At 62.0% G+C, this 15,255-nt stretch carries 13 protein-coding genes; 8 read left to right on the top strand and 5 right to left on the bottom strand.

What is annotated here, in order from left to right:
* Positions 1-110: 110 nt before the first annotated feature.
* The 5 genes from ftsZ (at position 111) to KBW81_RS05115 (ending at position 7,475) form a co-directional block, all read left to right on the top strand.
* Complete coding sequence (gene ftsZ / locus KBW81_RS05095; RefSeq protein ID WP_090184405.1) at positions 111-1,778, top strand: cell division protein FtsZ; 1,668 nt, start codon at positions 111-113, stop codon at positions 1,776-1,778.
* 194 nt (positions 1,779-1,972) lie between these two features.
* Positions 1,973-2,890: a UDP-3-O-acyl-N-acetylglucosamine deacetylase gene (gene lpxC / locus KBW81_RS05100; protein WP_254248559.1), complete on the top strand. Its 918-nt coding sequence runs from the start codon at positions 1,973-1,975 to the stop codon at positions 2,888-2,890.
* A gap of 151 nt (positions 2,891-3,041) precedes the next feature.
* Positions 3,042-3,875, top strand: coding sequence for an outer membrane protein assembly factor BamD (locus tag KBW81_RS05105; RefSeq protein WP_090184399.1), 834 nt, complete (start codon positions 3,042-3,044; stop codon positions 3,873-3,875).
* A gap of 34 nt (positions 3,876-3,909) precedes the next feature.
* Positions 3,910-5,562, top strand: a complete 1,653-nt coding sequence (recN, locus tag KBW81_RS05110; protein WP_254248560.1) for a DNA repair protein RecN — start codon at positions 3,910-3,912, stop codon at positions 5,560-5,562.
* A 224-nt stretch (positions 5,563-5,786) separates the two neighbouring features.
* On the top strand, positions 5,787-7,475 hold the full coding sequence (locus KBW81_RS05115; protein ID WP_090184394.1) for a chloride channel protein: 1,689 nt from the start codon (positions 5,787-5,789) through the stop codon (positions 7,473-7,475).
* Positions 7,476-7,479: 4 nt separating this feature from the next.
* On the opposite strand, the gene KBW81_RS05120 is transcribed toward KBW81_RS05115, so the two are convergent.
* From KBW81_RS05120 to cobT, 3 genes are all read right to left on the bottom strand, one after another.
* Positions 7,480-7,821: a DUF427 domain-containing protein gene (locus tag KBW81_RS05120; protein ID WP_090184392.1), complete on the bottom strand. Its 342-nt coding sequence runs from the start codon at positions 7,819-7,821 to the stop codon at positions 7,480-7,482.
* A gap of 23 nt (positions 7,822-7,844) precedes the next feature.
* On the bottom strand, positions 7,845-9,635 hold the full coding sequence (locus KBW81_RS05125; RefSeq protein WP_254248561.1) for an aminopeptidase P family protein: 1,791 nt from the start codon (positions 9,633-9,635) through the stop codon (positions 7,845-7,847).
* Positions 9,636-9,749: 114 nt separating this feature from the next.
* Positions 9,750-11,624: a cobaltochelatase subunit CobT gene (gene cobT / locus KBW81_RS05130; protein WP_254248562.1), complete on the bottom strand. Its 1,875-nt coding sequence runs from the start codon at positions 11,622-11,624 to the stop codon at positions 9,750-9,752.
* Positions 11,625-11,793: 169 nt separating this feature from the next.
* Between cobT and KBW81_RS05135 the strand changes: the two genes are divergently transcribed.
* A complete protein-coding gene (locus tag KBW81_RS05135) occupies positions 11,794-12,378 on the top strand; it encodes an NADPH-dependent FMN reductase (protein ID WP_254248563.1) in 585 nt (194 codons plus the stop codon).
* 49 nt (positions 12,379-12,427) lie between these two features.
* Here KBW81_RS05135 and KBW81_RS05140 read toward each other — a convergent pair whose 3' ends face one another.
* Both KBW81_RS05140 and cobS read right to left on the bottom strand, forming a co-directional pair.
* Entirely contained in the window at positions 12,428-12,700 is a 273-nt protein-coding gene (locus KBW81_RS05140; RefSeq protein WP_254248564.1) for a hypothetical protein, read from the bottom strand.
* Positions 12,701-12,786: 86 nt separating this feature from the next.
* Positions 12,787-13,773, bottom strand: a complete 987-nt coding sequence (cobS, locus tag KBW81_RS05145) for a cobaltochelatase subunit CobS (RefSeq protein ID WP_090184375.1) — start codon at positions 13,771-13,773, stop codon at positions 12,787-12,789.
* Between the two features lie 191 nt (positions 13,774-13,964).
* Here cobS and KBW81_RS05150 point away from each other — a divergent pair, with 191 nt between their 5' ends.
* Both KBW81_RS05150 and KBW81_RS05155 read left to right on the top strand, forming a co-directional pair.
* Entirely contained in the window at positions 13,965-14,516 is a 552-nt protein-coding gene (locus tag KBW81_RS05150; RefSeq protein ID WP_254248565.1) for a sigma-70 family RNA polymerase sigma factor, read from the top strand.
* Positions 14,506-15,222, top strand: coding sequence for an anti-sigma factor (locus KBW81_RS05155; RefSeq protein WP_254248566.1), 717 nt, complete (start codon positions 14,506-14,508; stop codon positions 15,220-15,222). Before KBW81_RS05150 ends, KBW81_RS05155 begins: the two co-directional genes overlap by 11 nt.
* Positions 15,223-15,255 lie beyond the last annotated feature (33 nt).

The following is a 15,255-nucleotide window of genomic DNA, read 5'->3' on the forward strand; positions in this document are numbered from 1 at the left end:
GTTAACCGTGCTTTTTGAGTGACGAAACCACAACAACCAGTTAATATCTGCCCAAATACGCGAATTTTGCCCGGTGGGACGGGCCCCTCACATAGACAGGCGGACTGAGCATGACATTGAACCTATCCCTCCCGGGTCACGACGACCTTAAGCCTCGCATCACGGTGTTTGGTGTCGGCGGTGCCGGTGGCAACGCTGTTAACAACATGATCGAGAAGGAATTGGACGGGGTCGAGTTCGTCGTTGCGAACACTGACGCGCAAGCGCTGCAGCAGTCCAAGTCCGAAGCCAAGATCCAGATGGGCGTCAAAGTCACTGAAGGTCTGGGCGCTGGCGCGCGCGCGACTGTCGGTGCTGCCGCCGCTGAAGAAAGCATCGAACAGATCGTTGACCAGCTGGCGGGCGCACACATGTGCTTTATCACCGCTGGCATGGGCGGCGGCACCGGTACTGGTGCAGCCCCGATCATCGCACAGGCCGCCCGCGAGCTTGGCGTTCTGACCGTTGGCGTCGTGACGAAGCCCTTCCAGTTCGAGGGCAATAAGCGGATGAAGCAGGCCGAAGAGGGCGTCGAAGCCCTGCAGAAGGTCGTTGATACGCTGATCATCATTCCGAACCAGAACCTGTTCCGTCTGGCGACTGAAAACACCACCTTCACCGAAGCCTTCGCGCTGGCAGACGACGTTCTGTATCAGGGCGTTAAAGGTGTGACCGACCTGATGGTCCGTCCCGGCCTGATCAACCTCGACTTTGCGGACGTGCGCGCCGTGATGGACGAGATGGGCAAAGCCATGATGGGCACAGGCGAAGCCGAAGGCGAGAACCGCGCCAAAGAAGCTGCGCAGAAAGCCATCGCCAACCCGCTGCTGGACGAAATCAGCTTGAACGGTGCGCGCGGCGTGCTGATCAACATCACCGGCGGTTACGACCTGACCCTGTTCGAATTGGACGAGGCCGCGAACGAGATCCGCGAAAAGGTCGACCAAGAGGCGAACATCATCGTGGGTTCCACGCTGGACACCAGCATGGAAGGCCGCATGCGCGTTTCCGTCGTGGCAACAGGCATCGACGCCCGCGTCCGCGCTGACGACGTGCCTGTCCCGCGCCGTTCGATGTCGATGAACCAGCCGATCCGCAATCCAGAGCCCGCACCGCGCGCCGCAGCACCTGCTGCCCGTGCACCGCAGCAGACCGAAATGCGCGAGCAGCCCGCCGCGCGCCAGCAGCCAGCGCCCCGCGCTGAAGCACCGGCGCAGCGTCAGGCCCCTGTCGCACGTCAGGCCCCTGCGGTTGAAGAGCGTTCCTTGTTTGAGAGCATGGACGATCAGCAGTACGAGCCGATGGATGACGATTACGCTGAAATGCCAGCGGCGACGTCTGACGATCTGCCGCCGCCCGCGTACCGTCCGCAGCCAGAGCCGGAAATCGAAGCCTCCGAAAGCTTCGTCGCGCCGCGTTCCGCTCAGCCCGGCCAGCCAACACCAGAAGCAATGGCCCGTCTGCAAGCTGCCGTGAACCGTCAGCCCAAGACAGCCGCAGCGCCTGCTGCGCAGCGCAATGCTGAACCGGCCCGCGCGGCCGAAGGTGAAAAGCCGCGCTTTGGCATTAACTCTTTGATCAACCGGATGACCGGGCAGGGCGAAGCGCCTAGCGCCCAGCCGTCGCGCCAGCAGCCGCAGGTCAGCGCCCTGCGCGACCAGCCGCGTGCAGAGCCTGCGATCGATCCTGATCAAGAGCGGATCGAGATTCCCGCCTTCTTGCGTCGTCAGGCCAACTAAAAACCATTACACTAAAGTAAGAAGCCGCCCCATCGTGGGCGGCTTTTTTGTTTGTGGGGCAACGTCTTAGCCTTTGTTACAGGCCATGTTTCAGAACGTTGCAATGTGTGAATTGTCCCTGTGGCACTTGCCGCCTATCTGATGCGTTAACATAGCAAGAATAAACTTCAGTTACGCCAAGGCGGACCCGTCCCATGCAAACGACATTACAATCTGATCTCAGCTTCGACGGCATTGGCCTGCACTCTGGCCGTCCTGCGCGTTTGACGCTGCGCCCTGCGCGGGCGAATACCGGTATTGTTTTTGTCCGCACGGATGCCGCAGGGCAGGGCCGCCGTTTGCCCGCGCTGTGGAATCACGTCGAGGTGTCGCCGCTGAATACCCGCCTTACCGAAGGCGATGTTAGCGTCTCGACGATTGAACACCTGATGGCAGCCCTGTCCGGCTGCGGTGTGCATAACGCGATCGTGGAAATCGACGGCCCAGAAGTGCCGATTATGGACGGCAGCAGCGCGGCCTTTGTGCGCGGCATCGTGTCCACCGGGCTAACGCGCCTGTCCGCGCCGTTGCTCGCGATCGAGATTTTGGACGAAGTCCGCGCCAGCCACGGCGACGCATGGGCGACCCTGCGCCCCGCGACCAGCCTGCAGATTGATTTCGAAATTGATTTCGCTGACGCGGCCATCGGCCATCAGCAAATGACGCTGAACATGGCGAACGGCAGTTTTGTGCGCGAATTGTGCGACAGCCGCACCTTTTGCCGCAACGCCGACGTGGAATATATGCGCGCCCACGGCCTTGCGCTGGGTGGCACGCTGGAAAACGCGGTCGTCGTGGACGGTGCCGATGTTTTGACGCCCGGCGGTCTGCGTCACGCGGACGAGGCTGTGCGCCACAAGATGCTGGACGCGCTGGGTGATTTGTACACCGCAGGCCGCCCGATCCTGGGTCGCTACACGGGCCATAAAGCCGGTCACAACCTGACAAACGCCTTGCTGCACGCACTTTTCGCCAATCCTGCCGCTTGGCGTTTGGTGACCTGTGATCACCAAATCGCGGCGCGCTTGCCCGGTGTGGGCGTGTCTGTCGCCGATTTGTGCGCTGTTGCGTGATATCAGGCGCGGGGCTGAATGCTTCACAACTGTTATAGGACGGTCAAAAGGCATTTTGCCCCCGTTTGTTTTCTGTTAGACCCACGAATAACCGGGGGCGCACTGCCTCAATGGGTAGAATTTGCGGGGACTTAGCATGTCAGGCAGCTTGATGAGCACAGGTGCAAAAGCACGCTTGGGTGTTGCTGTAGCAGCCCTATTGCTGGCCGGATGTAGCGGTGCATCGCGCGTGCCCGCCTCGATGGAGGCGTTTACCGCCGACCAGATCTACGCCAAAGGCGAGGTTGAAGTCGAAACCGGTGACGCTGGCGACGCGGCCTTTTACTTTGGCGAGATTGAACGTCTGTACCCCTATTCCGAATGGGCGCAGCGGGCGTTGATCATGCAGGCCTATTCGTATCACCGCGACCGGGATTATCCCAACAGCCGCGCCGCTGCGCAGCGCTACTTGGATTTCTATCCGGGCGAAGACGACGCAGCCTACGCCCAGTATCTGCTGGCGCTGTCCTATTATGACCAGATCGATGACATCGGCCGGGATCAGGGTCTGACCTTTCAGGCGCTGCAGTCCTTGCGCACCGTGATCGAGGTCTACCCCGAGAGCGAATATGCCCGCGCGTCGATCCTGAAATTCGATCTGGCCTTTGATCATCTGGCCGCCAAAGAAATGGAAGTCGGACGGTACTACCTGAAGCGTAAGAACTACGCCTCGGCCGTCAGCCGTTTCCGCGTCGTGGTCGAAGAGTTCCAGACCACAGAGCAGACGCCAGAGGCGCTGCACCGCTTGGTCGAATCCTATCTGGCCCTTGGCCTGACCGACGAGGCGCAGACCGCCGCTGCTATTCTGGGCGCGAACTACCCGTCGACCTTGTGGTATCAGGACAGCTACGCCCTGCTGACCGGCAAGGGGCTCAAGGCCGAAGCGGCAGGCGACAATTGGCTGTCGTCGATCTATCGTCAGGTTGTGCGCGGCGAATGGCTCTAATCACCCAACGGGCAATGACCGGGCGGACTTTTTGATGCTGCGCGCACTCGATATCCACGACATGCTGATCATTGATCGGCTGGCCCTGAACTTTCAGCCCGGCCTGAATGTGCTGACCGGCGAAACCGGCGCAGGCAAGTCGATCTTGCTTGATTCGCTGGGCTTTGTGCTGGGCTGGCGCGGACGCGCTGAACTGGTGCGCCAGGGCGCGGATCAGGGTGAAGTCACCGCTGAATTCGACCTGCCCACCGGCCATGCCGCGCGCGCCGTGCTGGAAGAGGCGGGTTTACCCGTCAGCGACACGCTGATCCTGCGCCGTGTCAACGCCCGCGACGGGCGTAAAACCGCATGGGTCAACGACCGCCGCGTCAGCGCCGAAGTGCTGCGCGCCCTGTCCGATACGCTGATCGAACTGCACGGCCAACACGATGATCGGGGCCTACTGAACCCGCGCGGCCACCGAGACATGTTGGATACCTACGCGAACCTCGGTCCCCAAATCGCGACAGCGCACACCGCTTGGACCGCCCTTGGCCGCGCCCGCAAGGCGCTTTACGCCGCCGAAGCCCGCGTCGCCGAAGTCCGCCAAGAAGAAGAATACCTGCGCCACGCCGTCGGTGAACTTGACGCCATCATGCCAGAGCCGGGCGAAGAGGCCACCCTTGATGCCGCGCGCCGCATGATGCAAGCCGCTGAAAAAATTAAGAAAGACGTCGCCCGCGCTGGCGAAGCCTTAGGCATGCAGGGGGCAGAGGGGCAGCTTTCTGACGCAAACCGCTGGCTTGGCGGCGCTGCAGACCGCGCAGATGGCCGCCTTGATGAGCCGCTGGCTGCGATTGAACGGGCGATGTTCGAACTGGACGCAGCCCAGCGCGGGGTCGAGGACGCGCTAGACGCCCTGTCCTTCAACCCCGCCGAACTCGAACAAACCGAAGAACGCCTTTTCGCGATCCGCGGTCTTGCCCGTAAACACAACGTTCTGGCGGATGACCTTGCCGCCTTCGCCGACGATCTGCGCGAACGGCTTGCGCTGCTGGATAATTCCGAACGCGGCTTGGCCGATCTGCAAAAAGCGGAAGAGGCCGCGCTGGCTGCCTATGACGCCGCCGCCGTCGCCCTGACCGATGCCCGCAGCGCCGCCGCAACCTCGTTGGACGCCGCCATGGCCGCTGAACTGGCCCCGCTGAAAATGGAACGCGCCGTCTTCGCAACCGTCGTCAGCAACGGCCCTGCTGGCCCCGATGGCCGGGACGATGTGTCCTTCACCGTCGCCACCAACCCCGGCGCACCCCCCGGGCCGCTCAATAAAATCGCCTCTGGCGGTGAGCTGTCGCGCTTCCTGCTCGCGCTTAAGGTCTGTCTGTCGCAAGCAGGCCAAGGCGGCGTTACGATGATTTTCGACGAAATCGACCGGGGTGTCGGCGGCGCGACGGCCGACGCTGTTGGCCGCCGCCTTGCCGCCCTGGCCAGCGGCGGCCAAGTCCTCGTCGTCACCCACTCACCTCAGGTCGCCGCCCTTGGCGCGCACCACTGGCGTGTGGAAAAGCGCCAGACCGAGGATTCGACGACATCCACCGTCATCCCCCTCGACGCAGCGGCCCGCATCGACGAAATCGCACGCATGCTCTCCGGCGATCAAGTCACCGACGCCGCCCGCGCCGCCGCCCGCGCCCTGATGCCAAGCTAATCCCGATCACCTTGCCAGCAATACTCCCGCCGGAGGCATCAAAGCTGTCCTCCATCGCAAACCCTGGATCATTCCCAACGACGCCTCGACAACGCAAGACGCACGCAGGCGCGTCCTCAATGCCGGCAGCAAAATCCCAGTTCAGCCTTGGACCCGCGCAGCGCATCCCCTAGACATACCTCATATATAACCCACGCCAGCCCGGCCCTATGCGAGGACGCGACATGAGCAGCACGCCGCCGGGATGGATCGCGGCCTCGGTCAGCCGGGGGCAGGGCGATCTGCGCCGTGCATGGCTGGTGCTGAAACTGCGTGGCCCCAGCCAAGTACAGTTCTGGTTCATCGCGCTGTTTCTTGGCGTCGCCTCTGGCGCAGCGGCGGTGGCGTTCAAACTTGGCATCGACCTTATTCAACGCACGGTCTACGGCACGGATGATCCGACGCATCTGCACAGCTTTGTCGCGGGCCTGCATTGGTCGCAGATCCTGATCATCCCCATCATCGGCGGACTCATCGTCGGTCTGATCTTGAACCGCATCACCGGCGATGGCCGCGTCCGCTCTGTTGCAGACGTGATCGAGGGCGCAGCGCTTTACGAAGGCCGGGTGGAGGTGCGCAAAGGTCTCGCCTCTGCCTTTGCCAGCCTGCTGACCCTGTCTACCGGGGGCTCTAGCGGCCGTGAAGGTCCGGTCGTACACCTTGCTGCCGTCATCTCTACCGCGATCTGCCGGGTGATCCGCGCGGACGGTATCACCGGGCGGGACCTGCTCGGCTGCGCTGTCGCTGCCGCCGTCTCGGCCAGTTTTAACGCCCCCATTGCTGGCGCGCTCTTCGCGCTCGAAGTCGTGCTGCGCCACTTTGCCGTCCACGCCTTTGCCCCGATTGTGATCGCCAGCGTCGCGGGCACCGTCGTCAACCGCCTGTGGTTCGGCGACATCACCGAATTCATCCTACCTCGCGACACGGTGCTTGGCTTTTACGTCGAACTACCCGCCTTTCTGATCCTTGGTTTGATCTGCGGCCTCGTGGCGGTCGTGCTGATGCGGTCGATCTTTTGGGCCGATAGTATGGGCAGCCGCCTGCAATTCAGCCTGAACATCCCGGCCAGCCTGCGCCCTGCCGGGGCAGGCGCGCTGCTTGGCCTGATCGCAATCTTTTTCCCGCATATCATCGGCGTGGGATACGAGACGACAAGCGCCGCGCTGACCGGACAACTGGTCCTGTCCCAAGCGATCATCTTTGTGATCCTCAAAGTCGCCGCCGTTGCCATCACCATGGGCGGGCGCATGGGGGGCGGGGTGTTTTCGCCGGCGCTGATGATCGGTGCACTGACAGGTCTGGCCTTTGGTATCGTCGCCACGGGGCTGTTCCCGGCCGTCTCGGGCTCTGGCACGTTATACGCTTTGGCAGGTATGGGGGCCGTCGCGGCCGCCGTGCTTGGCGCGCCGATTTCCACGACCTTGATTGTGTTTGAACTGACGGGGGACTGGCAAACCGGCCTTGCGGTGATGGTCGCCGTGTCGATGTCCACTGCGCTGGCCTCGCGCCTTGTGGACCGTTCATTTTTCCTGACGCAACTGGAACGGCGCGGCGTGCATCTGGCGGCTGGCCCGCAAGCCTATCTGCTGGGCACCTTCCGCGTCGGCACTGTGATGCGCTTTGCTGCCGACCCGCGGGCCGCTGCGGAAAAAGCCTGCTGGGACATGATTGAGGGCGGCACATGGATCGACGTGAATGCCACGCTGGAACAAGCCATGCCGATCTTTGAAAAAGGCGGTCACGCCTTTATTCCGGTGGTCCAAATGAACGAAAAGGGCGCAGCGCCAGATCTGCGCGGCGCCCTCTTTCAGGTCGATGCCCTGCGTGTGCTAAACCGCGCCTTGGCAGACCGCGCCGAAGAGGAACATTCCTAAACGGTTAGACCTGCTCCACGGCGACGCGGTCGGTATGGAACGCCAGATAGCCTTTGATCTGGGCGACGTCAGCCTTGGGGTCCTCATAGGACCACACAGAATCCGTCAGTGTGTTGCTTTTCGTCACGATGGAATAATAGCTCGCCTCGCCCTTATGCGGGCAGGTGGTCTTGCGATCACTGGCATCCAGAAACGTCATCGCGATATCGCCGCGCGGGAAATAGATGACGGGCGCAGAACTGCCTTCAATCAGCTCGAGCGCCTGCGTGCTTTCACCCAAGACAGCGCCGCCAGCGCGAACAACCCAGGTGCCAGTGGCAGGGCGAATAGTGATATGATCGGCCATGGGCAGATAGTCCTTCGTCAATTTCAAGGGAAAGGTGTCGCCGCCTCAAGCGGCGCACAGGCCGCAAGCAGCCAGTCTCGCGCGGCCCCCTCCACCAGCGGCGCGATAAGGCGCACTGTAGCGGCATGGTAGGCGTCGATCCAGTCCCTTTCGGTGCGCGACAGCAGGCCCGTGTCTATCAAACGGCGGTCCAGCGGCACATGGGTCAGCGTCTCAAAGGCGAGCATATCGCGCTTATCCGGCCCCTCTGGGGCCTGAACGGTCACGATCAGGTTCTCGATCCGGATACCATATGCCCCTTCGCGGTAATATCCCGGCTCGTTCGACAGGATCATCCCCGGCTCCAACGGGGTCGTATTGCGATGGGAAATCCCCTGCGGCCCCTCATGCACCGACAGATAGCTGCCGACGCCGTGACCCGTGCCGTGATCGAAATCGAGCCCCGCCGTCCAGAGCGGATAGCGCGCCAGCGCATCCAGATGCTGCCCCGCAAGCCCGCGCGTAAACTGCGCCCGGCTGATCGCAATCATGCCTTGCAAAACGCGGGTATAGCGATCGCAGTGCTCGCCCGACGGCGTGCCAACAATCACCGTGCGTGTGATATCCGTGGTGCCATCCACATACTGCCCGCCGCTATCGACCAGCAACAACTCGCCACTTTTCACGGGGGCATCGGTGCCGCGCGTGACGCGGTAATGCACAATCGCCCCATGCGCGCCCGCGCCGCAGATCGTCTCAAAGCTGATGTCGCGCAGCGCATTCGTCTCGCGGCGGAAACCTTCCAGCGCTTGGGTAACCGCAATTTCGGTCAACTGGCCCTTGGGTGCCTCGGCATCCAGCCAGGCCAAAAACCGCACCATGGCCGCACCATCGCGCAGGTGCGCGGCACGGCTGCCGGCGATCTCGACCTCGGTCTTGCGCGCTTTGGGCAAAATGCAGGGGTCCTGCGCCTCTGTCCCCTCTGCTGTGATCAGATCGCGCACGGCTTGCGGGCACGACTTAGGATCAATCCGCACAGGCCCTGCCAGCGCTGCGACTGCGGCGTCAAAGTCGTCGCGCACCGTCACATCCGGCCCCAAATGATCGCCCAAATCCGCAACCTTGGCCGCCGGTGCAAACAGATCAACACGCCCATCCGCCGCCAAAATGGCAAAGGCTTGCGGGACCGGATTACGCGCGATATCAGCGCCGCGGATATTCAGCAGCCAGGCGATGCTGTCGGGCAGCGTAATGACAAAAGCACCGTCCGACACGTCTTTCGTCAATCGCGCCCGCTTGTCTGCATGCGCCTCGCCCGTCAACTCTAGCGGCTGGGCAAAGAATGGCGCGCTTGGCCGGGCAGGGCGGTCAGACCAAATCTGATCAATCATATTTTGCACCGCGCGCAGGCTAATCCCCGCCGCCGCCACATCCTTTGTCAGCGCTGCTACCTCGTCCACCGCATGCAGCCATGGGTCATAGGCAACAACGCCGCCCTGCGGCAGCTGTTTGATCAGCCAATCGGCCAGCGACGTTTGCGGCCAGTGCACCGGCGTGAATACATCCGCCACCTGATCGCGAACTTGCACCCGGTAGCGCCCGTCAATGAACACCCCCGCCACATCCGCCAACACCGCTGCAAAACCCGCCGATCCGGTAAATCCGGTCAGCCACGCCAGCCGCTCATCGCAGGCTGCGACATATTCGCCTTGATAGCGATCCGCCCGCGGCACCAGAAAACCGTCCACGCCAGCAGCAGCCATAACATCGCGCAAAGCTGCAAGCCGCCCCGGCCCCTGCGCCGGATCACTCGTCGCATCAAAGCTTTGAAACATTACGCCCGTCCTTCATTTATCTTGCCCGCACACGCCCGCCGGACGACATCGGCCCCGTCATCATCTTGCCAAAAATACTCCCGCCAGAGGCGCGCCAACACGCCAACCTCCGCCTCAGCGGACCTTGCGCAGGCCCAAGACACGCGCGCGTTTGCGCGGATCGCTGTCAAACAGACTGGCCAATTGCTCGGTCATCGCGCCGGCAAGCTGCTCGACGTCTGTGATCGTCACGGCGCGGCTGTAATAGCGGGTCACGTCATGGCCGATGCCAATCGCCGCCAGCTCTACGCCTTTGCGCTTTTCGATCATCGCAATCACGTCGCGCAAATGCTTTTCCAGATAATTCGCAGGGTTCACCGACAAGGTGCTGTCGTCCACCGGCGCACCGTCTGAAATCACCATAAGCACCTTGCGCTGCTCGCCGCGGGCCATCATCCGGCGGTAGGCCCATTCCAGCGCCTCGCCGTCGATATTTTCCTTCAGCAGGCCTTCTTTCATCATCAGGCCCAGATTGGGCCGGGTCCGGCGCCATGGTGCGTCTGCGGATTTATAGACGATGTGGCGCAGATCGTTCAGGCGGCCCGGCGTCGCGGCGCGGCCGTCTTTCAGCCAAGCCTCGCGGGATTGGCCGCCTTTCCACGCTTTCGTGGTAAAGCCCAAAATCTCGACCTTCACGTCGCAGCGTTCCAGCGTGCGGGCCATGACGTCGGCGCAGATCGCTGCGATGGAAATCGGGCGGCCCCGCATGGAGCCCGAGTTATCCAGCAGCAGCGTCACAACGGTATCGCGGAACTCGGTATCTTTTTCGACCTTGAACGACAGCGGAGTCGTCGGGCTTGCCACAACCCGCGCAAGGCGGCCCGCGTCCAGAATGCCTTCCTCGCGGTCGAACTCCCAACTGCGGTTTTGCTTGGCTTGCAGGCGGCGTTGCAACTTGTTGGCAAGGCGCGACACAGCGCCCTTGAGCGGCTCTAGCTGCTGATCCAGATAGGCGCGCAGGCGTTCTAATTCGGCGGGCTCTGCCAGATCAGCGGCGCTGATTTCCTCGTCAAATTCCGTCGTGAATACCTTATAGTCCGGGTCAGCGTCCGAGGCGGGCGCGGGCTGCGGCGGGTCCATCGGGGCCTCGCCTTCGGGCATCTCGGTCTCTTCGCCCATGTCGGAATCGGCGCTGTCGTCCATGCTGACCTGCGCTTGCGACGCGTCCTGCTGGTCCTCTTGCGCCTGCTCGGGGCTGGCTTCGGCCTCTTCGCCCTCGGCGTCATCGCCCGTGCTATCAGGCTGCTCTTCGTCCTCGTCGCCGCTTTCGGCCTCGTCATCCTGATCGTCGTCGGGCGCATCGGGGTCTTCGCCAAGCTGATCGCCATACCCCAGATCTGCGATGATCTGCCGGGCAAAGCGGGCAAAGGCTTTTTGATCGCTCAGCGTGTCTTTCAGACTTTCCAGCGTGCCACCGGCCTGATCCTCGATAAAGCCGCGCCACAGGTTCATCACGTTATCTGCGCCGGGCGGCAAATCGCGGCCTGTGGCCAGATGCCGGATCAGATAGCCCGCAGCCGTCGCCAACGGCGCATCGGCGCTACTAGTGATCTGGTCGTAGCCTTTGCGCAGCGCCTCGTTGCCGATCTTGGCGTCGATATTGCCAGCGGTGCCGGGCATATATTGCGCGCCAACAGCCTCGATCCGGGCGGTTTCCATCGCGTCATAAATATCGCGCGCCATTTGCCCCGGCGGGGCATAGCGGGCGGCGGTTGCCGCGTCGTGAAACTTGTGCCGCAGCGCAAAGGCGTCGGCGGTGCCGCGCGCCAGCAGGACCTCTTGCCAGGACATGCGGCGACTGACCTGCGGCAGCCGGATGCTGTCCGCGGTCTGGCCCGCCGGATCGACGGAATAGCTAATCGTCAGCTCTGCATCATTGGCCAAGACTTTGGTCGCCTCGGCCAAGGCTTTTTTGAACGGATCGGCGGGGTTGTCTGATGGCTTGTTCATGGCATCGGTAAATCACTCTGTGCGGATAGGGGCAAGGTGGTGCGCGACTGTGATCTGTCCAGCGCTGTCGTCTTGCGTTGGTTTGCGCACATGTTCTGTGCCGTGGCGGCAATTGAGCCACGCGTGGGCGGGGTCAATTAAGAGGCAACCCAACGCAAGGATACCTTTCATGGCACAACTTCCCAATATCGCGATTATCATCGGTTCGACCCGCGACAGCCGTTTCGCTGACAAACCAGCCGCATGGATGCTGAAACAAGCCCAAGCGCGCGGCGACATGACCGTAGAGCTGGTCGATCTGCGCGATTTCGATCTGCCCCTGTTCAACGAGATGGGCGGCAATAAATTCGTCCCGACCCAAAACCCCGCAGCACTGGCGTGGCAGGCGAAAATTGCGGAATTCGACGGCTACATTTTCGTCACCGCCGAATACAACCACTCGGTCACAGGTGCGCTGAAGAACGCGCTTGATCAGGCCTATGTCGAATGGAATCGCAAGCCGATGGGCGCGATTGGTTACGGCGGCCTTGGGGCTGCACGTGCGGTAGAGCATCTGCGCAACATCGCGGTAGAGCTTGAAATGGTCCCCGTGCGCGGCGCGGTTCATATCGCTGGCGGCGATTTCATGGCGGTGCATCCGCTGGGCGCAAATGGTCCGATCGAAGATATCGAAGACCACCTGCTGGGCGGTGCCAAAGAACTGCTGAACGATATCGTTTGGTGGGCGAATGCCGCCAAAGCAGCCAAGGCTTAATGCCAATCAAAAAGGCCGGTCCGCGACGGACCGGCCTTTTAAATCTGTATCACCGACATGCAAGAGTGACGGGAATACGTCCGCCAAAGCCGCGATACACCGCGCTTGGCACAATTACATCGCGATCAGACCCCGCCGCCTGATAGACACGGTCAATGGCCGTAGCGCGGCATCCGGTTTCAATGCGGGCGGCTTTTTCAATATCAGCAATCGTGGCCAGCGGTGCGCTTGGGGCGACCATGGCTATCTTGCGGCTTTCAGGCACGGTGACCTGATAGGTCAACGCTGTCGGCGGGACAGGCGGGGGTGCGCAGCCAAACATCACCCCCGCCGATACAGCCGCGACCAGCAGGCAAAATTTTCGCGAAAATTTTGGTGTTCCCGCATTTTCGCGAAACTTTGGCATTGTTAGCCCAGGCTCAGGCTTGCAGCGCTTTCCGGTAGCTCTTCGTCAAAGCAGCGCTGATAGAACTCTGCGACGGTCTGGCGTTCCAGCTCGTCACATTTGTTCAGGAACGACAGGCGGAAGGCGTAGCCGACATCGTTGAAAATGCGTGCATTTTCGGCCCAAGCCAGCACGGTGCGCGGCGACATGACGGTCGACAGATCGCCGTTCATAAAGGCGGTGCGCGTCAGGTCGGCGACGGTGACCATCTGGGATATGATCTTGCGACCCTTGTCGTTGTTGTAATGCGGCGACTTGGACAGCACGATGGCCGCTTCGGCGTCGTGGGACAGATAGTTCAACGTGGCGACCAACGACCAACGGTCCATCTGCGCTTGGTTGATCTGCTGCGTGCCGTGATACAGGCCCGTCGTGTCGCCAAGGCCGACCGTGTTGGCCGTTGCAAACAGGCGGAAGTATTTATGCGGCGTCAGGATCACGTTCTGATCCATCAGCGTCAGCTTGCCGTCGGCTTCCAGCACGCGCTGGATCACGAACATCACGTCGGCGCGGCCGGCATCGTATTCGTCGAACACGATGGCGACAGGGTTGCGCAGCGCCCAAGGCAGAATGCCTTCGTGGAATTCGGTGACCTGCACGCCGTCTTTCAGCTTGATCGCATCCTTACCGATCAAGTCGATCCGGCTGATGTGGCTGTCAAGGTTCACACGCACGGCGGGCCAGTTCAGGCGCGCTGCGACCTGTTCGATATGCGTCGATTTGCCCGTGCCGTGATAGCCTTGGATCATGACGCGGCGGTTGTAGCCAAAGCCTGCCAAAATCGCGAGCGTGGTGTCCGGGTCGAACTTATAAGTGCTGTCGATCTCTGGCACGCGGTCAGTGCGTTCAGCAAAGCCCTTAATCTTCATGTCGCTGTCGATGCCAAATACATCGCGGACTGAAATGTCCTCGGTCGGCGTTGCGTTGATGTCGGTCATGCCGTCGGCCATAAGAAGCTGCCTTTGTTGTCGCGGATCGCGTGAAATAAACGTCATTAGCGGGATGCAACATATCGCGGTGAATGCCAAGGGGAAGGGGTGCCACACCCTTTGCGCTGATATTGCGCAGTGCGCCGCGCCAACGTTGCCTTTTGCGCCAGATGCGCCACAGTAGTGCCAACAGAACGAAGAGCGAGTTCCAGATGACTAGTCTGACAGACATCGAGGATATGATTGCGCGCATGGCGATTGGTGACCGCGCTGCATTCGACGGGCTTTATGCCGCGACCTCGGCGAAACTATTCGGCGTTTGCCTGCGTGTGTTGGGTAATCGGGCCGAAGCCGAAGATGCGCTGCAAGAAGCTTTCGTCAAGATTTGGCGCAATGCGGATCGCTACCGGGTCAATGGCCTTAGCCCGATGACGTGGCTGATTACCGTGACGCGGAACCATTCCGTTGACCGGGTGCGGGCGCGTAAGTCCAAGATGAATGCCGGGATGGACGAGGCCGCAGATGTGGCCGACGCCGCGCCGGGACCAGAAGCGCTTGCCATCGCGGCCTCGGACCGGGGGCGGATCGTGGATTGCATGGCGCAGCTCGACCCTGACAAGGCTGGTGCCGTGCGCCGCGCCTATCTGGAAGGGGAAACCTATCAAGAGTTGGCGGATCATTACGATGTGCCGCTGAACACCGTTCGCACATGGCTGCGCCGCAGCCTGCTGAAGTTGAGAGAGTGTCTGTCCCATGACGGATGAGATTGAAAAAGAAGACGAATCCGCCCTGACCGCAGAATATATTCTGGGTTTGCTGTCGCCAGCAGAGGCGCAAGCCTATGAGGACGTACTCAGCGTCGATCCGGATTTGCGTGCGGAATACGCCTTTCAGACCGACCGCATTGTCGCGCTGACCGACGATATCGCGCCCGTCACGCCGCCGCCGCATGTGCTGAAGCGTATCAAGGAAACGCTGTTCCACGAGGGGGCACCCGTCCGCAGCGGCGCTGGGGTGCAGTCTTGGCTGCAGCGTCTTGGCCTGCTGCCCGCGATCGGCGGCGGCTTGCTGGCCGCGCTGGCTGTGCTGTGGATCGTCACGGCGATTATACCGCCCAGCAGTGGCCCGGTCAGCGGTGCAACATATATCGCGCAAATCGCCTCGGCAGACGAAAGCCTTGTGGTGGATGCAAGCTACGACTCGGCGAACGGCAATCTGGTGGTGAACCGGGCCGTGGGCGATCCGCGCCCCGGCCGTGCGCTGGAATTGTGGCTGATCGCCGGGGACAACCCGCCGATATCGCTGGGTGTCCTGCCTGCCGACCGCAGCGGCCGCGTGCCTGTGTCGCCTGATCTGGCGCTGTCCCTTGCGGGCGGCACGCTTGCGATTTCGGACGAGCCGCTGGGCGGATCGCCAGAGGCAGGGCCGACGGGCGACGTCCTGGCTGTGGGCCAAATTGTCGACGCCTAAGACGCGATGTGACTGCAAACAAAAGGGGCCGCA

The sequence above is a fragment of the Loktanella salsilacus genome, assembly GCF_024206795.1.
Taxonomy (GTDB): domain Bacteria; phylum Pseudomonadota; class Alphaproteobacteria; order Rhodobacterales; family Rhodobacteraceae; genus Loktanella; species Loktanella salsilacus.

Excerpts from the sequence above, each read along its gene's own strand:
- KBW81_RS05135 (WP_254248563.1), top strand. The coding sequence starts at position 11,794 with ATGGCACAACTTCCCAATATCGCGATTATCATCGGTTCGACCCGCGAC.
- recN (WP_254248560.1), top strand. The coding sequence starts at position 3,910 with ATGCTGCGCGCACTCGATATCCACGACATGCTGATCATTGATCGGCTG.
- KBW81_RS05115 (WP_090184394.1), top strand. The coding sequence starts at position 5,787 with ATGAGCAGCACGCCGCCGGGATGGATCGCGGCCTCGGTCAGCCGGGGG.
- KBW81_RS05155 (WP_254248566.1), top strand. The coding sequence starts at position 14,506 with ATGACGGATGAGATTGAAAAAGAAGACGAATCCGCCCTGACCGCAGAA.
- KBW81_RS05125 (WP_254248561.1), bottom strand. The coding sequence starts at position 9,635 with ATGTTTCAAAGCTTTGATGCGACGAGTGATCCGGCGCAGGGGCCGGGG.
- ftsZ (WP_090184405.1), top strand. The coding sequence starts at position 111 with ATGACATTGAACCTATCCCTCCCGGGTCACGACGACCTTAAGCCTCGC.
- cobT (WP_254248562.1), bottom strand. The coding sequence starts at position 11,624 with ATGAACAAGCCATCAGACAACCCCGCCGATCCGTTCAAAAAAGCCTTG.
- cobS (WP_090184375.1), bottom strand. The coding sequence starts at position 13,773 with ATGGCCGACGGCATGACCGACATCAACGCAACGCCGACCGAGGACATT.
- KBW81_RS05150 (WP_254248565.1), top strand. The coding sequence starts at position 13,965 with ATGACTAGTCTGACAGACATCGAGGATATGATTGCGCGCATGGCGATT.
- KBW81_RS05140 (WP_254248564.1), bottom strand. The coding sequence starts at position 12,700 with ATGTTTGGCTGCGCACCCCCGCCTGTCCCGCCGACAGCGTTGACCTAT.
- KBW81_RS05105 (WP_090184399.1), top strand. The coding sequence starts at position 3,042 with ATGAGCACAGGTGCAAAAGCACGCTTGGGTGTTGCTGTAGCAGCCCTA.
- lpxC (WP_254248559.1), top strand. The coding sequence starts at position 1,973 with ATGCAAACGACATTACAATCTGATCTCAGCTTCGACGGCATTGGCCTG.
- KBW81_RS05120 (WP_090184392.1), bottom strand. The coding sequence starts at position 7,821 with ATGGCCGATCATATCACTATTCGCCCTGCCACTGGCACCTGGGTTGTT.